The following is a 16,488-nucleotide window of genomic DNA, read 5'->3' as shown; positions in this document are numbered from 1 at the left end:
TTCCGACCCGGTTCAGCATCTGGCCGAGCAAGTGGAGAGTTCTGGCTGATGCCGGTGCGCCGCGAGAGGTGCCCTCCCAGGCGGTGGTTGTGAATGATTCGACGGTCGTGAGGGTGCGGGCGTCGTTCTCGGCGGCCAGTACCAGAATCAAACGCACGTAGTCGCCGATGTCGGTGCCTGGTGGGTGCTGCTCGACAAAACCCTCGAGCCGAGGAGTCAAGGCAGGCAGCGTGCGGGCGGTGGGGAACACCACGGCGAGGCCCGCGAGTGCCAACCGGACTGCCGGGCATGCAGGCGCCCATCGGGCGAGCAGGTCCGGGGTGCAGGACCGGACCGCTTCGCGGGCTCGGTTCTCATTCCCAGGATCCGCGTACGGTGGTGTGTCGGGCCAGTATTCAGCCAGATGACGGTCCGCGACGGTGGCGATGCTGAACATCAGACTGATCACCCGGAAACGCTCCCGTGGTGGCACGCGGTCGTCGATGGCCAAGGCCGCCAGCAGAGGGACGCCGTCGGCGGTATGGGGCAAGCAGGTGCCCTGATGGAGGATCTCGCTGTAGAAGTCTGCGAGGAAGAAGCTGTCGGCCGTCCAGAACGGGTCGACCGAGGACTGGAATAACATCGCGGCCTGCGGTGGGCGCGGTTCTGTCAGACGATCGGTGATGACGTCCCGGAAGACCCGCCGGATAGGTGGCTCGTCCGGCAGGTCGTTCCGGTCGGAGGTACGCGTGATCATGGCCATCGCAGCCTACTGCCGCAGAGCAACACGCACGCTCCTCGGCATGAGCGTGCGTTCAGTGGAGCGGGCCCGCGGATCGTCCGACGGGCCCGCCTGGTCGATGTCAGACGCAGTGTGCGGGCGGGGCCGGGCTCCAGCTGCCGATGCAGCCCGCAGCGATATACGCGAGTAGATCGATTACGGCCGAGCCGGTCTGTAGGACGACCGGTTCGGCTGCGGCGGTGTGGCTGATGGTGGGCTGCGTCGGTGTTTCGGGCACGGCGATGGCGAGTCCGGTGGAGGCGGCGCCGAATGCGGCGACCGCGATGGCAAGGGCGGCAAAGCGTTTCACGAGCATGCGAGTGAGCCTAGTGTGAAACATGGGTATTTGGATTTGGATCGAGACCCCCTGATTTCGGGGGGTTGCGACGGACCGACTTGGATATCGTTGTCCACATGCGCTGGGCCAGGGCGCCGAAAAAGCGACACCACTGAGCAATGCGCACAGCGACTGTTCCGGGGAGTCTCGATCGCTCGCGAGCAGTTGACGGCCACGGAGAGCGCCGGCTTGTCGCCGTCGGCGGCGTATGCCAGCGCGTAATAGTCGACGACCAGCTGCGCCACCGCGGTGCGCAGGTCGTCCTTGGTCTCGGGAAGTGGTGCTGAACCAGCCCGACAGTCACCCCCCGCTGCAGGGCTCAGCGTCACGCAGGAACTCATTGCGTTCGCGCGAAACTATCTGGCGCCGAACATGTCCGAATGAACCCGCACCGGGAACAATGGAGTATGCGGTCACCACTGATGGTGTGGAGACCGCATGGAATCGAACAGTACCGGGCCGGTGCGGCTCACCCGCAAGCTCCCCGGTGTCACCGTGGAACCCGGAGAATCGGTTGCCGCGGCTATGACGCGGGGCGTCCGCGAGGAAACCGGCCTGACCGTCATCCGGCATCCGGCATCACGTCGGCGACTTCGACTACCTGTCCCCGGCCGGAAAGCCGGTGAGACGCTTGCACTTCGCCGTCGACGTGAAAGCCACCGAACCCATCCACCTCTCCGCGCATGCCGGGTACCTGTGGGCGACCTTGGACCGAGACCTGCTCGTCACGCCCTCGATCCGCGAAATCCTCGGGGCCTACAAGAACCTCGTCTGCACCTGAGCGGCCGACAACGGGCGGACCCAAGCCCCGCTCGATCCCGGTCCGCAGTACGGATCGCCCCGCGCGCCCGGTCGCGCGGGGCGAGCAGGCGCACCAATTCCCTTCCAGCGTAGTGCCTTTCATAGCGGCACATGGTCTCGTTCGTCCGTGTGTGCGATAGCGTGGAACGGTTGTCTGGATCGAGTGGAGAGTGGGCGAATGCCGTTTGTCACAAGTGGGGGCGTGCGGATTCATTACACGGATACCGGGGGCGACGGGCGAGTGGTGGTGCTGGGGCACAGCCTGTTCATGGATCAGGAGATGTTCGCCCCACAGGTGCAGGCGCTGACGCCGGACTATCGGCTGATCGCGATCGACTCGCGGGGGCACGGGCCCAGCGAAGACCCCGGAACTCCGTTCAGCTATTGGGATTTGGCGCGGGATGCGTGGGCGGTGGTGGATGCGCTCGGACTGGAGCACGTCGTGGTCGGCGGGGTCGCGCATGGCGGATTCACCGCACTGCGGATGGCCCTGCTGGCGCATTCCCGGGTCGACGGGTTGATCGTCATCGGGTCCACAGCCGCGGCCATGCCCGCGCGGCGCAAGGTCGGATATCGGGAGGTATTCGATGCCTGGACCGGCGACGTGCCGTTGGCGCCGACCGTCAAGATGGTGTCTTCGCTGATGATCGGGGCAGGCGCGGAGGATCAAAAGCCGTGGCGGGACAAATGGCTGGCGTCGGACCGGGTGCGCGCCCGGTTGGCAGGCGAGTGTCTGGTCAATCGGGACTCGGTGCTCGAGCTGCTCGGCGATCTCGAGTGTCCGGCGCTGGTCATCCGCGGGATGGCCGATCAGGCCAATGACGCCGGGGAGATGGATGAGATGGCTCGCGCGCTGGGCAGGCCGACCGAAGTGCACACCATCGCCGGGGCGTCGCTGACACCGAATCTGACGCATCCGGACGAGGTGAATCCGCTACTGCGGAGTTTTCTGGACGGATTGCCCTAGCGCTCACTGTTGCGCTCCTGACTCCACCAGCCCGATGAACAGCTGGTGCGCCGGTCCGGGCGCGGTACCCCGGTAGCGCTGCACGCGGACATCGAAGACGGTGGCGGTCTTGGGATTGCGGAGTGTGAAATCTGGGTCCTGGCGGCCGATGTGGACGTGCCCGGCGGCCCACAATCGCCGGAAGTCCGGTTGCTCGCCGAGCTCGCGCAGCACAGTGTCGATGTCCTCGCGATCGGGAGCGCCTGCGGCGTAGGCGCGGAAGCGGCCGACCATCAGGCCCGCCTCCCGTTCCCATTCCTCGACGACGATGCGGGCCCGCGGATCGGTGAACATCCACCGCAGCACGTGCCCGTTGCGGGCCAGGCCGGGCAGGGCGGCGTCGAAGGCCGCATTGCAGTCGACGATGCGCCAGCCGTCGTCGAGGGCGGCCGCCAGATGGGGGAGCAGCGCGTCGAGAGTGGCGCGCACCGACCGCGCCTCGGCGTCATCACGGCGCAGCACCTGCGGATTCGGCAGCACCGGCCGCTGCTGGGCGAGGTGATAGAGGTGAATCCGCTCGGCCAGCTCCAGTTTCAGCACCGAGGCGAGCGAATCCAGCACGGCCGGACCGGGATTGAGCGCCTCACCCTGCTCGATCTTCGCGAAATAGCCGAGGCTGGCATGGGTGGCCTCGGCCAGCTGCTTGCGGGTCAAGCCGGTCGGGTGATCGGCGCAGGGGCGGCTACGTCGTTCTCGGACGAAGTCGGCCAGCGTCGGGGCCCGCAGCTTGTCGGCGTCCGCGCCGATGTCGTTGTCAGTCACCAACATTCCCGTCGTCCGTACTCACCGCCAAGATCGTTCGCCTCAGGATAGGCCGCCGGTGCGCCGGATTTCGAGGCGAGCCGCCGTTTCGCACCACCCCTGCCGATAGCACCGCACCGAAGCACGCACCCGGCCGGTGGTACCGGCGTGTGGGTGCGCACCTGACTGGGGTCTCCCAGAGGTTGCCAAATCGAGACCTCACATTCGATATTTGAAATGCGGATGCGGCATCGAAGCCGGTCAATTTATTCGCGAATGGCACCACAGCGGGAGTGAGCACGGAAATGGCAAGCAATGCACCGTATTCCGGCACGGCGGGACTGCGTTCACGCATGATCACTATCGGTGAGCAATCGATTCCCTATTACTTCGGCGAAGACTGTATTGCCGAGATCGCTGATGCGATAGCGAGTTTCGGCCCGGACAAGCTGGTCATCGTCACTGACGATGAACTGGCCGGATTGCACGCCAGGGAAATCGAAAGATTGTCGAAGAGTGTCCCGTCGATCATCCTCACACACCCCGCCGGCGAATCGATGAAGACGCTGTCGTGCCTGTCGGATCACCTGGAGGCGGCGCTGCGGGCGGGCATCACCCGGCGCTCGATCGTGGTGTCCTTCGGCGGGGGAGTACCGGGCAATCTCGCGGGTCTGATGGCGAATCTGCTGTTCCGTGGGGTGCGGCTGGTGCATGTGCCGACCACGACCATCGCCGCCATGGACTCGGTGCTGTCGCTGAAGCAGGCGATCAACAGCGGTGTCGGCAAGAATCACATCGGCACGTTCTATGCGCCGACGGCCGTCTACGCCGACGTGCGACTGTTCGCCACGCTGCCCGAGCGTGAATTGCGTTCCGGGCTGTGCGAAATGGCGAAGAATTGCCTGGCGATTCAGCCGGCGGCGCTGGATCAGTTGCGAGCGGTCATCGCGAGCGATGATTTCGCGACGCCGAACAATCTTCTGTGGTTGCTCGATGCGAGCATTGCCGCGAAGTCCGCGGTCACTCGCAACGATACTTTCGAGCGTGGCGCGGGGTTGGTCCTGGAATACGGTCACACCGTCGGCCATGCCATCGAGATCTGCGATCACAAAGCCCGTGGCGCGGCTGGTATTCCGCACGGCACGGCGATTGCCCTGGGGATGCTGGTGGCCGCGCACATCTCCCATGCGCGAGGGTGGCTCTCCGACGACGAGGTGAGCACACACTACGAGGTCGTGACCGGGCTCGGGGTCGAACCCGGTCTGCCCGAAGCCGTCCGGGTCGCCGATGTGCTGGCGGTGGTGGCCGATGACAACAAGAAGGGCTACCTCGAGGCGCAGCCGGAGGCGGTGCCGTTCGTGCTGCTGCGGGCACTGGGCAGGCCCGAGCTCACCGGAGATCTTCCGCTGGTGCATGTTTCGCTCATCGAGATCCGGGAGGCGCTCGAAGTCATCGCGCAGACGGCCGTTCGCGTTCCCGCTCGCGCGGTCGGCGTGTGAGGGGGCGGGCGCATGCTGGCGATTCATGGTGGCGCACCGGTGCGTGCGGGCGGGGCGTGGCCGCGGTGGCCGCAGTACGACGAGCGCACCGAGCGGGAACTGGTGGCCGCGCTGCGGTCGGACCGCTGGTCGGTGAGTTGGTACAGCCCCACCGGCGGTAAGTCGCGGGAGCGGATCTTCGGCGCGGCCTTCGCCCGATATACCGGTGCGGCGTACGGGGTCAGCGTGGACCACGGGTCCGGGGCGTTGGTGATCGCGCTGGAGGCGCTCGGTATCGGCCCCGGTGACGAGGTGATCGTGCCGGTCATGACCTGGGTGGCGCCCGCGTCGGCGGTACTGCGGGTGGGTGCGCTTCCGGTTCTGGTCGATGTCGATCCCGAAACCGGCTGTCTCACTGCCGAACACATTCGTGCCGCGGTCTCCGGGCGCACCAAGGCGGTCATCGCGGTGCATCTGGCGTGCACGACCGTGCGCCTCGACGAAGTGGTCGACGTGGTGCGCTCCGCTGGACTGGCCTTGGTCGAGGACTGCTCGCAAGCACACGGAACCCGTTGGGCCGGAAGGACTGTCGGAACGTTCGGCGATATCGGCGTCTTCAGCCTGGGCGCGGCGAAGACCCTCGCCGGGGGTGAGGGCGGAGCGGCGATCACCGACAGCCCGGAGTTGTACGAGCGCATGCTGATGTTGCGCGCCGACTCCCGCGGATATACCTCCCACGATCCCGTCGCCGGGGAGTACGAGCTGGTCGAACTCGGCACCGTCATGGGCGCGAACTACTGCATGTCGGAACTGACCGCCGCCGTGCTGCTCGATCAGCTGCGGCGGCTCGACGACCAGCACGCCCAGCGCGAGATCCGCGCCAAGGAACTAGCGGCAGGCCTGGCGGGTATCGCGGGCCTCGCCCCGGTTCCCGTGCCGGCGCAGGTCGACCGCAGGGCCGTATACGAGTACGGAATCCGGTTCCACCCGGGCACTTTCGGCGACGCGCCCGTCGAAGCCGTAGCCGCCGCGCTCACCGCGGAACTGGGCACCAAGGTCTATCCGCCGCGCGACCCCTTGCACCGCAGCGCGCTGCTGCGCCCGCAGACCAAGCCGCGGTTCGCGCACTCCTGGAACCGGGCCGCCGAGCGCGCGGCCGGTCGGGCCTACCCGGGCGCCGATCACTACCGCGACCACACCCTGCTCGTGCACCACAGCGTCCTGCTCGGCGAGCGCGGCGATATCGAGGATCTGCTCGCCGCCCTGGCGAAGGTGCGTGCGGATGCGGAATCCCTCACGGCGAAAGGAACTCTCGCATGACATCGGAACTGATGGCGGACTGGGAGGCCCGCACCATCGACGGCATCCGCACCCGCAGGGCGGTCGAATCCGATTGGGGCGCACTCCGTGACCGGTATGCACGGGCATTCGGCGGGGTGAAGACCAAGAACTTCGACGCCTGGAAGCAGCAGTTCCAGCTCCAGGACATCGCGGTGATCGAGGACGTCACCGAGCCGCGGGCGCCGCGCATCGTGGGGACCGCGGCCATTATCCGCACGACCGTCACGGTGCCGGGCGGCGCGCAGCTCGAGGCGGCGGCGTGCGCGCAGGGCATGGTGGCGACGACGCATCAGAAGCGCGGCATCTACGCCAAAGTGCAGGCCGAGCTGATGGCCGTCGCCGGCGAGACCGGCGCGGACGTGTTCGCGGCCATGCCGGGGCCCGGCGGCAACTACGCCTACCTCGGCGTGACGACCTACACCCGGCATCTGGTCATCGACCGGCGACATTCGAAACTACGGGTGGCAGAAACGGATTCGGCTTCGGTGCGGGAGGTGGGGTTGCCGGAGACGCTGAGCGAGCTGCGCCGGATCTACGCCCGCTGGCAGCAGATGACCCCCGGCGCGCTGGCGCGCAGCGAGTTCTTCTGGCCGAGCAGCTTCGGCGACGACGCGTTCCTCCTCGTGCACCCCGACGGGTATGTCATCTACGACCTCGTCGGCGACACCGTGGTCGTCCGGGATTTCTGTGCGGTCACCCTCAGCGCGCATCGGGAACTGCTGCGCTGCCTGCTCGGGCACGGTGAATACGCCGAGATTCACCTCGACACCGCGCTGGACGATCCAACGCCGCTGCTGCTGGCGGACCCGCGCACCGCTGCCGTGCGCGGCGTGGACGCGGGCGTGTGGGGGTGGATCCTCAACCTGCCCAAGGCCATCGGACTGCGGGCGTTCGCGGCGGACTTCCACGGCGTGCTCGAGGTCGCGGATCCGTGGGGGATGAGCGCGGGCAGCTATGCGCTGGAGATCGCCGGTGGGGTCGGGCGCTGGGAGCCGGCGGCCGACGGTGCGCGCGCGGATGCCCGGATCGGGCCGCTGGAATTGACCACCGCCTATTTCGGGGCGCACACCGTTGCCGAGCTGGAGCGCGCGGGAGGCGTCGAAGAGCTCACGACCGGCGCCGTCGCGGCCCTGGGTCGCGCATTCACCACTACCCGACGTCCTTTCAACACCACTCCGTTCTGACCATCCAGCTCGAGGAAGTAGCCGAGATGACCACACCCCGCCCCGGGCGCCTGCCCGCTGCCGCCAAGCGATTCCTGATGTGGGACAAGAGTCCGGCGGCGTTCGGGATCACCATGCCGATCCCGGTGCCCACCGCGATGGGCCCGGACGACGCGCGCGGCCTGATCAACGCGCTCATGGACACCCATGAGACGCTGCGCAGCCGCTACACCTACGGCCCGACCGCGGCCTGGGAGATCCTGCCCGCGTCCGGTGGCGATGTCGACGACACCCGAATCGATGTGCGCACAGTCGATATCAGCGAGGTCGCCGCTGCGGAATTCGGAGATCTGATCGCCCGCGAGACCGCGGTGAACGAGGGCCGCCTCGGCCTCGAATCCGGGCGCGTTGTCACCGCGGCGCTGTGCACACGACCGGCCCATGGGAATATCCTGCTGCTCACTGTGCATCACGTGGCCTGTGATGCCGTGGCCCTGTGGATCGTGTGGGGCGATGCCGCCAGCTATGTCAGCCAATGGGAATCCGGGGCAGACGATATCGCGCTGGAACCGGAGAGCACCACGACTTCGGAATGGGCGACGTTCCTCGAGGAGTACTCGAGGACCCGCCTCGATGAACTCGACTACTGGTTCTCCACCAGCGATCCCGAGCCGTCGCGGATCTCCCGGCCGGACACTCCGGAACCGGTTTACATCGACGCGATGATCGACGGCGCGCTCGCCGATCGGCTGTTCGAGGACCTACCCGCGGCCTTCGACTCGACCTACACCCGCGTCATGCTGATCGCTTTCGGGCTGGCCGTCGAGGATGTGCTCGGTGTGCCACGCCCGATCCAGGTGCAGAAGCACGGCCGCTACGCCCGGCTGCGGCCGGGCACCGATCTGGGCCGCACGGTCGGGTGGCTGTCCGACGACTACCCGTGGCTGCCTGCCACGCTCGCGGGCAGCCACGCCGCCCGCATGCGGCACGCCATGGATCGATACCCGCAGGCCCCCGAGGACTTCCTGCTGCTGCGCTGGTACAACCCGGATCTCACCGAGAAGTTCAGCAGCTTCAACAACCCCAAGTTCTATTTCAACTTCGTCGGTGAACTCGGCGGCTACGTGCCGACCGCCCGCTCGCGCGATATGGCCCGGCTCGGCACCTTCGATCTGGCCATGCTGCTCGGCGGCTACCGCCAGGACGGCGTGCAGCGCGTGCACTACTCGGTGCATTCACCCGCCGGCGGGCTCGGCGTGGACCAGGCGAACGAGATTGTGCGGCAATGGCTCTCGATTCTCGAAACCGTGGAAACCGGCATCGGCTCTGCGCACGCCGCGCAAACCAACCCATCCCGCTGAAGGAGCTCGTCATGCAGAATTCCCCCGAAGTCGGCACCTGCCCCGTCACCGGAGCCAGGGTCCCGTCGGTCACCAAGGTCGCCACGCCCACCGGCGACGCCGCCTGGCTCGCCACCGGATACAACCAGGTCCGGGACCTGTTCACCGATCCACGGCTCGGCCGGTCACACCGCACCCCCGAGACCGCGCCGCGCCTTGGTCAGGCGGCGTTCTCCGGCGGGCCGATCGGCAATTTCGACACCGAGCTCGCCGATCACGCCCGGATGCGGTCGCTGCTGCAACCGCACTTCTCACCCAAGCGCATGCGGGAGCTGCGGCCGCGGGTGGAGCAGATCACCACCGAACTCCTCGATGCCATGGAAGAGCAGGGTTCTCCGGCCGATCTACAGTCCGCACTGTCGCTGCCCTTGCCACTGCTGGTGATCTGTGAGCTGCTCGGGGTGCCCTATGAGGAACGCGCTGAATTCCGCGAATGGACCGAGCAGGTCGGGCACGTCCGTGACAAGGCCAAAGTGGAGGCGGGCTACACCGGGCTGTACTCGTATTGCCTGCAGTTGGTGAAGAACAAGCGGAGCAAGCCCGGTGACGACGTCGTGTCGCGACTGTGCGCCGTCGACGACGTCACCGACGACGAGATCGCCATGCACGCCATGGTGCTGCTGTTCGCCGGCCACGAGACCTCCGCCGTGCAGATCGGCGCGGGAGTGCTGATGCTGCTGGAGAATCCGGACCAGTGGCGCAAGCTGCACGAGAACCCGGCGCTGGTCGCCACCGCCACCGAGGAACTGCTGCGCGCCTGCAATGCCAGCAGCATGCCCCGCTACGCGCGCTCCGACATGGAGATCGGCGACGTGCAGGTCGGCGAGGGTGACCTGGTGTTGCTCGGCATCGCCTCGGCCAACCACGATGCGACGATCTTCACCGATCCCGACAAGATCGATATCGCCCGCCAGGAGTCCGCGCACTTCCTGTTCGGCTACGGCGCCCGCTACTGCATCGGCGCGCCACTGGCGCGCATCGAACTCCAGATCGCCTTCGGCCAGCTCGTCTCCCGATTCCCCACCATGACCCTCGCCGTCGAACCCGCGGCGCTGCGGGAACGCGAGGCGATCTTCACCGGCGGTCTCACGAAACTGCCGGTCCGATGGTGATGAAGTTCTACCTCAGCCTGGCACTGGTCGAGATCCCCGAAATCGTCGAGATCGCTAAGGCCGCAGACGAACTCGGGTATGCCGGAATCGCCGTACCCGATCACGTCGTCAACTTCGAAACCCTCGCCACGCCGTACCCCTACTCCGACGACGGTCGACGCCGGTGGGAGCCGTTCACCGAGTGGCCCGACCCGTGGGTGCTGATCGGCGCCATGGCCGCCTGTACCCGCCGCTTGCACTTCATCACCACCGTCTACATTGCGGCCCTGCGTGATCCGTACACCGTGGCCAAGGCCGTGGCCACCGCTGCGGTCCTTGGCGGCGGTCGCGTCGAACTCGGCCTCGGCGCAGGCTGGTGTGCCGAGGAATTCGAGTTGATGAACGCGGAATTCTCGGGCCGGGGCAAACGCACCGAGGAAATGGTCGACCTGATGCGGGAACTGTGGTCACCGGGCTGGACCGAATTCAGCGGCCGCTACTACACAACGCCCCGCCTCGAAATGACCCCGACCCCACCGCCGATCCCCGTAATGTTCGGCGGCCTCACCGAACTCGCGCTCCGCCGGGCCGCCCGCTACGACGGCTGGATCGGCGACCGCATGACCATCCATGAGGCCATCGAGGTCGCCGGAACCCTGCGCCGCTACCGCACCGAACACGGCCTGCCCTTCGACACCTTCTCGATCCTGGCCCCACTGACCGATGCCTGGGGCACCGACCGCTACCTCGAAGCCGAAGCTGCCGGCATCACCCACATGGTGACCAAGCCCTGGGTCCTCTACTACGGCATGAACGCCACCCTCGACCAGAAAATCGAAGCACTGCACCGCTTTCGGCACGACAACTACCCGGCAGCCTTCGCCCCCGCAGCCGTCCCGGCTGAGCCATGAAAGGACTCTCGACCACCGTGCCGAAGCCTCTGATCGTCATCACCGGCGCCAGCTCCGGTGTCGGCGCCGCCACCGCCCGGCTGCTCTGCGCCGATGGCCATCCACTGCTGCTGCTGGCTCGCCGCCTGGCGAAGCTGGACGAGCTGGGCTTGCCGAACACGGTGTGCCGCAGCGTCGACGTCACCGACCGGGCCGCCATCGAGTCCGCTGTCCGCGACGCCGAGGAGCGGTTCGGGCCGGTGGACGCCCTGATAAACAACGCGGGTGCGATGCTGCTCGGCCGGATCGCCGAGCAGCCGGTGGAGGAATGGGACCGGATGATCGATCTGAACATCAAGGGTCTCCTCTACGGCACCCGGGCTGTCCTGCCCGGCATGATCGCCCGAGGTGCCGGCACGATCATCAACGTCAGTTCCCTCGCAGGCCGTAAGACCTTCCGCAATCGCGTCGCCTACGTCGGCACCAAGTTCGCGGTGCACGCCATGTCCGAGAACCTGCGCGAGGAAGTCGCCGTCTCCGGTGTGCGCGTGGTGACTATCGCCCCGGGCGCGGTGGAGACCGAATTGCTTTCCGACGTCAGCGACGAGCAGTTCAAGACCGACTACGAAGCGTGGAAGAAGTCCGTCGGCGGCGCCCTCGATCCGAACACCGTCGCCGAAGCCATCGCCTACGCATACCGACAACCACCTAACGTCACCATCCGCGAGATTGTCATCGCCGCGACCGGTCAGGAACCCTGATGACCATGCCGACAACCCGCGTAGCCACTTTTCGCAGGTTGTGTGGGACGTGAAGGATCCTCGATCGGTGTCCGGTACTGTCCATTCAACATCGAACGACGCACAGATCGATTGCTCTACCGTCGTCTCGGATTCCAGAACGCCGGCGTCGACATCCTGATGCAGTCTGGAGCCCATGCCGAAGGATCCGATCGAGCTCGAGGGTGAGCGCGGGCAGTTGTTGGCTCAGATGGGTGAGCTGCGCCGCGCGGTCGCGGAATTGTCTGATGGGTATGCAGCTCTCCCCGAGTCGGGGCTGATCATCGACACCGTTGGTGCGGAGATGAAACGCCCTCAATTCGGCTACTTAACACTGGTGCCTGGACTTGATCCCGGCCAGGATCAGGTCCAGGTACCCGGTGAGAAGCTCCCAAATCTGCCCATCTGCCTCATTGGTGTGGCTCTCATCTGGCTTGCCTCTCACCGGGTGCCGTGGCGGGAATGGCTGAAGAGGGGTTTGCCCAGCTCGAAGTAGCGGTGCCTTCCCGCACGGACCTCACACGCCGCGACGGGAAGGACACCACAGATGGCAGTCATCATCGGAATGGACCCACACAAACGCTCAGCCACGATCGAGATCATCGACTACACCAGCAAGATATTGACCACCGGCCGATACGACACCGACAAAACCGGCTACGCCGAAATGCTCACCGCGGCCAGAAAATATGTGGATCGGGTATGGGCCATCGAGGGCTGCAACGGCATCGGCCGCCACCTCGCCCACCGCCTGGTCCACGACGGCGAAACCGTGATCGACGTACCCGCGAAACTCTCAGCCCAGATTCGGGTATTCGCGACCGGCAACGGCCGCAAGACCGATCCAGTCGATGCTCATTCGGTGGCGTTGCGGGCACCGAATCTGCGCCCCGTTCAGCCAGATTCGAAGCTGATCGCGTTGGGAATGCTCGCCGATCGGCGCGACGAACTCGGCCGCGCCCGCACCGACACCGTCAACCGCCTGCACCGGCTGCTGCTCGAACTGCTGCCTGGTGGGGCGAAGAAGTTCCTATCGGCGACCCAAGCCCGCAAACTGGTCGCGACCGTGAAACCCCGCGACCCGGCCGGCAAGGTCCGGCGCCGCCTGGTCGTGGAGTTGATCAGTGAGCTGGAAACCATCGATCGCAAGATCAAAACCGCGGACAAAGAACCGCGCCAGCTCGTCGCTGAGCACGGCTCCGCTTTGACCGATCTCTACGGCATCGGACCCGCCGGCGCGGCCCGGCTGCTCGCCGATGTCGGTGACATCCACCGATTCCGGGACCGGAACCGGTTCGCGTCCTGGAACGGCACCGCACCGCTGGACGCCTCCTCCGGCCAGCAGCAACGCCATCGACTCTCGCGCGCCGGAAACCGCAAGATCAACCGGGTCTTACACACCATGGCCATCGTTGCCCTGCGCAATCCCAGTGCCGGGCGGACTTACTACGACTGCCGCAAAGCCGAGGGCAAGACCTCGATGGAAGCGATGCGGGCACTGAAACGGCGCCTGTCGAATGTCGTCTACAGGCGCATGCTCGATGACCAGCTCAGACGGGAAAAGGCAAGCCCGGGAGGGCAATCGGGGACGACTACTGACTCCAGCGCGACCGGCTCAACCCCGCACACCGCCACTTCGGACAAGCCACATCCCGGCCTCACCACCAACCAGAGTAGCCCCGACCTGCAACCCGCGCCTTGACACGAGAGGGGAGCCAGATGCCGACGTTCGTGACCGCGCATCAGCGGGATTACCGGATGTTCGGGTGGTGGGTAGCGGCCGACTGTTGGACGGATGAGCAGGCCGAACTCCAACTCGCCGTCATGGTGAACTCATGCCCCGTGGTTGCTGATCATCGCTCGCGCGGTCTGCGAGAGCGATGGCTCGAATCAGTCTGTATGAGGACTGGAACTCTTCCTCGTAGCGCTGATAGCTGGCGGTCCCCAGTCCGAAAACGCTGCAGCCAGCTCGACGCACAGTGCATCGAGGGCAGGTGCGGGGATCTGAGGCACGTCGGGAGAATCGGCGCTGTGCCAAGGTACATCCCGTGCGGTACCAGCGGGTCTGGTGAAGATGTGCTGGTGAAGGTGGATACCGGCAGCGCTCAGGCCGGCCACGAAGGTGAAGACGTGGGCAGGTTCGAGTACGTGGCGCAGCGCGCCGATCGACGAGCGGACAGCGCGAGCGAATGCGAGGGTTTCGGCGTCGTCGAGCAGGTCGAGAGTCGCAACGTGACGCCGAGGCTCGACGAACAGATACCCCGGCCGGACCCATTCTCCTTGGGCGGGGCGGTGTGTCACCACCACGAGGTCATCGACATAGATCACCGGGCTCACCAGTGGTCCGGTCCCGTTGTGCTTGTCACAGATCATGCACCCCCACACACGGGGGACGATACCGTCGCTCCTGCACCGAGTGACAGCGGACCGGGACATGCATCTGATGGATTCCACGTGCGAACTCGTTTCACGCAAAGGCATTTCAGTCGATGCCACGCCGACCCAGTCAACCTGCCAGGAATCAATGAGATGGCAACTGCAGCCGAGTTTCGTACCAGCCGAGCGTGATTGAATCTCTGCTGTACGGAAATGCCGGTGGGCGCGGTTGTCCGACCGAAACACGTGTATGGCAGCGATTACCTCAGCGGAGCCATCCACGGGACTGCGTTGTGAGCGAAGCTCTGCTTGACCGGCACCAGGTCGGCATGATCATCCAGGGCCGTGATCGTGACACCCACCAAGCCTGCTTCATCGCCCTTGGACGCGACCGAGGAGCCGCACTTCGGGCAGAATCCACGCCAGATCTGGGGGAAGGTCTCGAACCAGGTCGGTTCCCCACCCGGACCGGTCCACGCGAATCCCTTCTCTGGGAAAGACACCCACGACATCACCGGGGCACCGGAAAGCCTCTGACAGTGCTCGCACGAGCACAAGTGAGGGAAGTCCGGGTCGCCGGTCGCGGAGAACCGGATATTGCCGCAGAGGCAGCCACCGTTCACATCGCGCCTTGTTACTGGTCGCTATTTCGTTCATCGAGTAACACGCGTTGCTGATCAACGAGGCCCGACAAAGGCCTTCGTCGCCTCGCCAAGCTCGACCGCCTGGTCCACCACGCCGAGGTGATCTCGTTGAAAGGCGACAGCTCCCGGCTCAAAGACCGCGACCTCGGCCGCGTCCCGGCCGCGAAGACTGACGATTGAACGCTCGATATGTGGCATGGCTTTTCGTGCTGCCCGGTGAGGGCAACAGCCCCACGCTGCTCTGATCTCCTCCGGCCGCCGGTCTAGTGTCAGTTGACCGCGTCCGAGACAAAAGAATAGCTTCCGCGCTGGTGGGGCTTTTGCCTTCACGCACAGCACATGTAGGCGCTCGAAGTGATCGCGTACGGTTGGTCCGGCGCCGACGGTGTGGTCGTGGGTTCCGTGAACACATCCGGCGGGCACGGCACCTGGACGCAGGAATCCAATACTTCCGGATGCTCGAACCACCATGTCACGCCCCATAACAGGGCCGCCAGCAACAGCACCGACGTGATTACAATCTTGAACCACACCCATTCATGGTAGAGGAGGAGCCCCGCCGATCGGCAGGCGCTATTCCTTTCCGAGCGGGTCACACGGTACGCAAGCGAGCTGATCGAACGGCACGTTTCATCTACGCAGAAGCCAAGGGCCGCAACGACATACAACTGCTGCCCGCGCCGCGCGCGGCAAGACCAGACATGCGTTCGAGTACCACGGTTGGGTCTCCCTGCGTGCCCACGCTTCGGCTGCGGACGATGAGTTGTCGCTTCGCCTCGATGAGATCCGGGCTCTGATAGAGGAGTTCTCCGACTACGGGCTGATGGATCTCCGAGCATTGAACGGTGAGTACTACATTCACTTGGCAGGGTGCCCGAACCGAAGCGGCACGTGGGGCTCTGGAATTATCGACCTGTTCACCCGAATCGGGCAACTCGCCCGAGGTTCGTATGGATTGCTGTACGTCTACGATGACGAGGACGCTGCATATGCTGCGGGGTTTCGTGTGTTCCGCATGGCTCGAGGTCTGGTGACCGTGCAGGCGGATACGCTGCTGTCACCTGTGGTACCGGTTCTGTACGACAGATAGCCGGGCGGCAATCGGCCGCTGATCGGCAGTCGAGTGCGTTCGTTGGCTGGTGCCGCGGACGTTCGCTACCGCGCGCCCAGCGGCATGAGCGTGCGTTGCTGCCGACGGTCAGCCGGTTGGTGCGAAGCGGTAAACACGTGATTCACGCGGCTGGAATCCGAGCCTCTCATACAGGCGGGTAGCCGCCGACCTCGACGCTCGCGAAGTCAGATCCAATGTCCTGGCACCGGCGGCAGCGGCTCGGGACTTGGCCTCCTCGATCAAGACCGCACCAATGCCCTGGCCGCGCGCAGAGTCGTCGACCACCACGTCCTCGACCCGCGCTCGAAGACCTGAGGGGATCGGGAACACCACCAAGCTGAGCATCCCGACGATCCGATCGTCGCTACGCGCGAACAGCACCGTGGTGGACTCCACAGATACCAACCGCACCAGCGCGTCCCGGTCCAATCGCTGCGCTGTTTGCGACAGCTGTGAGAGCAATCGGTCGACTGCGTCGACTATCTCGTCGTCGACGTCGGTCAGGGGTTCCACGGTGAGAGCCACCTCGGCACTGTACTGCGGTGGCTCACCGCAGGTCGCCTACGTACC

General features: G+C 65.8%; 17 protein-coding genes and 2 pseudogenes. 13 read left to right on the top strand and 6 right to left on the bottom strand.

Translation table 11 applies throughout. From position 1 onward, the window contains the following. Together NS1_RS04040 and NS1_RS04035 are read right to left on the bottom strand one after the other, a co-directional pair. Window positions 1-736 (bottom strand): hypothetical protein (locus NS1_RS04040; RefSeq protein ID WP_157125091.1); only part of this gene is annotated, 736 nt, incomplete at its 3' end. A 106-nt stretch (window positions 737-842) separates the two neighbouring features. After that, entirely contained in the window at window positions 843-1,076 is a 234-nt protein-coding gene (locus NS1_RS04035) for a hypothetical protein (RefSeq protein WP_157125090.1), read from the bottom strand. A 643-nt stretch (window positions 1,077-1,719) separates the two neighbouring features. On the opposite strand from NS1_RS04035, the gene NS1_RS39835 reads away from it, so the two are divergent. Together NS1_RS39835 and NS1_RS04030 are read left to right on the top strand one after the other, a co-directional pair. After that, the gene (locus NS1_RS39835) at window positions 1,720-1,878 is read left to right on the top strand and encodes a hypothetical protein (RefSeq protein WP_157125089.1); all 159 of its coding nucleotides are present in this window, start codon (window positions 1,720-1,722) and stop codon (window positions 1,876-1,878) included. Window positions 1,879-2,076: 198 nt separating this feature from the next. Continuing rightward, window positions 2,077-2,865 carry an alpha/beta fold hydrolase gene (locus NS1_RS04030; protein WP_063816064.1) on the top strand — a complete coding sequence of 263 codons (789 nt, stop codon included), beginning with the start codon at window positions 2,077-2,079 and terminating at the stop codon, window positions 2,863-2,865. Between the two features lie 3 nt (window positions 2,866-2,868). On the opposite strand, the gene NS1_RS04025 is transcribed toward NS1_RS04030, so the two are convergent. Beyond that, complete coding sequence (locus NS1_RS04025; protein WP_169812740.1) at window positions 2,869-3,666, bottom strand: helix-turn-helix transcriptional regulator; 798 nt, start codon at window positions 3,664-3,666, stop codon at window positions 2,869-2,871. Between the two features lie 284 nt (window positions 3,667-3,950). On the opposite strand from NS1_RS04025, the gene NS1_RS04020 reads away from it, so the two are divergent. The 9 genes from NS1_RS04020 (at window position 3,951) to NS1_RS03980 (ending at window position 13,489) form a co-directional block, all read left to right on the top strand. Then, window positions 3,951-5,144 (top strand): 2-deoxy-scyllo-inosose synthase, encoded by a 1,194-nt coding sequence (locus tag NS1_RS04020; RefSeq protein WP_084503454.1) that lies wholly within the window; start codon window positions 3,951-3,953, stop codon window positions 5,142-5,144. A 12-nt stretch (window positions 5,145-5,156) separates the two neighbouring features. Next, the gene (locus tag NS1_RS04015; RefSeq protein ID WP_062981723.1) at window positions 5,157-6,443 is read left to right on the top strand and encodes a DegT/DnrJ/EryC1/StrS family aminotransferase; all 1,287 of its coding nucleotides are present in this window, start codon (window positions 5,157-5,159) and stop codon (window positions 6,441-6,443) included. Continuing rightward, window positions 6,440-7,648, top strand: a complete 1,209-nt coding sequence (locus NS1_RS04010) for a GNAT family N-acetyltransferase (protein WP_062981721.1) — start codon at window positions 6,440-6,442, stop codon at window positions 7,646-7,648. Before NS1_RS04015 ends, NS1_RS04010 begins: the two co-directional genes overlap by 4 nt. Before the next feature lie 26 nt (window positions 7,649-7,674). Then, the gene (locus NS1_RS04005; protein ID WP_062981719.1) at window positions 7,675-8,988 is read left to right on the top strand and encodes a condensation domain-containing protein; all 1,314 of its coding nucleotides are present in this window, start codon (window positions 7,675-7,677) and stop codon (window positions 8,986-8,988) included. An 11-nt stretch (window positions 8,989-8,999) separates the two neighbouring features. Next, window positions 9,000-10,139, top strand: a complete 1,140-nt coding sequence (locus tag NS1_RS04000) for a cytochrome P450 (protein ID WP_062981717.1) — start codon at window positions 9,000-9,002, stop codon at window positions 10,137-10,139. Further along, window positions 10,139-11,029, top strand: a complete 891-nt coding sequence (locus tag NS1_RS03995) for a TIGR03619 family F420-dependent LLM class oxidoreductase (RefSeq protein WP_062981715.1) — start codon at window positions 10,139-10,141, stop codon at window positions 11,027-11,029. The genes NS1_RS04000 and NS1_RS03995 overlap by 1 nt, the downstream gene beginning before the upstream one ends. A gap of 17 nt (window positions 11,030-11,046) precedes the next feature. Then, window positions 11,047-11,769, top strand: a complete 723-nt coding sequence (locus tag NS1_RS03990; RefSeq protein WP_062981762.1) for an SDR family oxidoreductase — start codon at window positions 11,047-11,049, stop codon at window positions 11,767-11,769. Between the two features lie 175 nt (window positions 11,770-11,944). Then, a complete protein-coding gene (locus NS1_RS03985; protein ID WP_062981714.1) occupies window positions 11,945-12,283 on the top strand; it encodes a hypothetical protein in 339 nt (112 codons plus the stop codon). A gap of 51 nt (window positions 12,284-12,334) precedes the next feature. Next, on the top strand, window positions 12,335-13,489 hold the full coding sequence (locus NS1_RS03980; RefSeq protein ID WP_062981713.1) for an IS110 family RNA-guided transposase: 1,155 nt from the start codon (window positions 12,335-12,337) through the stop codon (window positions 13,487-13,489). 188 nt (window positions 13,490-13,677) lie between these two features. Here NS1_RS03980 and NS1_RS03975 read toward each other — a convergent pair whose 3' ends face one another. Next, on the bottom strand, window positions 13,678-14,124 hold the full coding sequence (locus NS1_RS03975) for an HIT family protein (protein ID WP_157125088.1): 447 nt from the start codon (window positions 14,122-14,124) through the stop codon (window positions 13,678-13,680). Window positions 14,125-14,423: 299 nt separating this feature from the next. Continuing rightward, the gene (locus tag NS1_RS03970) at window positions 14,424-14,786 is read right to left on the bottom strand and encodes a GFA family protein (RefSeq protein WP_062981709.1); all 363 of its coding nucleotides are present in this window, start codon (window positions 14,784-14,786) and stop codon (window positions 14,424-14,426) included. Window positions 14,787-14,873: 87 nt separating this feature from the next. On the opposite strand from NS1_RS03970, the pseudogene NS1_RS38820 reads away from it, so the two are divergent. Beyond that, window positions 14,874-14,987 (top strand): annotated as a pseudogene (locus NS1_RS38820) (ATP-binding protein); the annotation flags it as partial. A gap of 538 nt (window positions 14,988-15,525) precedes the next feature. Continuing rightward, a pseudogene (locus NS1_RS42360) lies at window positions 15,526-15,897 on the top strand (Imm7 family immunity protein); the annotation flags it as partial. Window positions 15,898-16,005: 108 nt separating this feature from the next. Here the strand turns inward: NS1_RS42360 and NS1_RS03955 are convergent. Beyond that, on the bottom strand, window positions 16,006-16,443 hold the full coding sequence (locus NS1_RS03955) for a GNAT family N-acetyltransferase (RefSeq protein WP_062981703.1): 438 nt from the start codon (window positions 16,441-16,443) through the stop codon (window positions 16,006-16,008). Between the last annotated feature and the right edge of the window lie 45 nt (window positions 16,444-16,488).

This window comes from Nocardia salmonicida NBRC 13393, assembly GCF_001613085.1.
Taxonomy (GTDB): Bacteria; Actinomycetota; Actinomycetes; order Mycobacteriales; family Mycobacteriaceae; genus Nocardia; species Nocardia salmonicida.
The sequence above is the reverse complement of the archived record's forward strand: the minus strand, read 5'-3'. Positions and strand labels throughout refer to the sequence as shown.